2 protein-coding genes are annotated in these 2,171 nt (G+C 33.3%); both read left to right on the top strand.

The window, feature by feature from the left end:
- A partial coding sequence (locus tag KSU54_RS18340) for a hypothetical protein (RefSeq protein ID WP_217749047.1) occupies positions 1-447 on the top strand: 447 nt, incomplete at its 5' end.
- Between the two features lie 70 nt (positions 448-517).
- Positions 518-2,171, top strand: a 1,654-nt coding sequence (locus KSU54_RS18335; protein WP_254879235.1) for a thioester domain-containing protein, incomplete at its 3' end; no start/stop codon positions are given.

Genomic DNA, 2,171 nt, shown 5'->3' with positions numbered 1-2,171 from the left:
AAAATAGCTGATATAATCAATGGCCAGTATTTGCTTATTAATGATCTACAGGATATTGAGATTGATTTAAACACTTTAGAAACGGCAGAAGATATGAAAAATGCAGCATACACTATTTCAAAAATTACTGTTTCAAAAAATATAGTTGGAACTAGAAAAACTACCAATGACTATGGAACGGTCAAATTTGATCAGTTAGAAAAGGGTGTCTATCTGCTTCAGGCAACAGATATCAATAAATATGAGAATATCGTATCAACACTGATATCCGTACCTGCTTTTAATAATGAAAGCAAAAACAGCATGAATTATGATATCAGTATTGTTCCTAAACATTCACCTGTAATTGCAGTAAAAACAGGTGATGCAGTTGATTTGAAACTATTTGCCGTATTAGCAGGAGTTAGTGCTGTTATTATTGCAATAATACGAAGGGAGGCGATATAGATACAAATTAATATTTATTTAGATATTAAAATGATATCTTTTTTATTTTAACTTAAAGTGAGGTAGAGAAATGAAAGGATTAAACAAAATAAAAAAATGCTGGAAACAGCTTATGTTAGTACTGGCGATGTTTTTAAGTATCAGTGCATCGACATTAACTCAGGCAAATGCCTTAAACGCTACATTGACCTGGGGACAGGAAATCCGTTATCCAAGCTGGCTTGGAAACTGGTCTACAAAAATGTGCTATATAAACGGCAGTTTAGCGTATTGTTTAGAAGCATCAAAAGAAACTCCCCCACAAGGGCAGTATGCACCTTATGTTATAAAAAACAATGATGCTTTATTGAAAGTGTTATATTATGGATTTGGCGGACCTGGCGATGTATTTAGAGACGACCAAGTTACAAATGATACTACTAAATATCTTTATACGCACATTATGGCTAGTTATGCATATTCAGGTGATTTATATGGTGGCAATGATTGGGATGACTTAGAAGCACATGGTGTTGGTTTAAAAGCGAGATACGATCAGATTCAGTCTATGCCTGTACCAACAAAAACATTTAATCTAACAAATAATAATGTTCAAGCTTATTTTGAAGAAGGAGTACAGAGAACAGAAAATATAACATTAAATACATCATCAGAGGTAACTATTAGTATTCCACTACAAAACGGGGTAGAGCTTCATAATGTAACAAAGGGAACAGTAAATACTGGAACAGTTTCGATTAACGGTGGTGATACTTTTTATTTGTCAGCACCGTTACAAAAAATGGATGATTATAGTAGCGGGGAATTGGCAGGTAATAATCTTACAATGTTTGCGCCTTTAGCAATTTCTGCAGGTGGAAACTATCAAACTGAAGGAACAATATCGGTTACTACTGATCCTCGTACATTGAGTTTAAAAGTAAAGTGGATGGATGTAGGTGATTTTGAATTAAGAAAAACAAATGATACAGGAAAATTGATTAACGGTTCAGAATTCTCATTAAAACATACTACACTTGATTTTGAAAAAAAACTTGTAGTCAAAGATGGCAAATTATCAATGAGCGGTATGCCTGTTGGAGAATATCTGCTCACTGAAACAAAAGTACCTGATGGTCATGCGGTTCTTCAAAAGACTTTTCAGGTAACAATTAATAAAGATCAGACAACAGAACAGATCGTTGTCAATAAATTAAGACCTACAGGTACGTTAGAGATAAATAAGTCTTTAGAAACTTCTAATGAAAATGCAGTAAATAAAGCTGATTATGATTTAACAAAAGTACAATTCAAGATTACTGCAAACCAAGATATTTATGATAGTGTTTCTTTAGAAAAATTATATTCTAAAGGAGATGCGATTACTGTTGGCTCAGGTAAAGGAAGCAATGATGATGTCGTAAAATTAGTGAATGGTAAAGAATTAGAAAACGGTATTTATTCATGTGATACAAATGGTAAGTTATCTTTATCTGGATTGCCAATGGGGACATACAGTGTGGAAGAAACTGCATGCCCAGATGGTTTTGTTTTAGATAAAGAAGTCAAAACGGTACAGTTTGCACAGCAGGATTTTGTTACATTAACTTACACTTCTTCATTAAATATAAATAATGAATTAACAAAAACAGTTTTCAGCAAGGTAACTGCTGATGGCGACAATCTTTACGGTGTTCCAATGGAAATCGTAGATGCCAAAACTGGTGAACAAGTTTATAACTGGA

The sequence above is a fragment of the Erysipelatoclostridium sp. MSK.23.31 genome (assembly GCF_019125875.1).
In the GTDB taxonomy this organism is placed as follows: domain Bacteria; phylum Bacillota_I; class Bacilli_A; order Erysipelotrichales; family Coprobacillaceae; genus Thomasclavelia; species Thomasclavelia ramosa.
The sequence above is the reverse complement of the archived record's forward strand: the minus strand, read 5'-3'. Positions and strand labels throughout refer to the sequence as shown.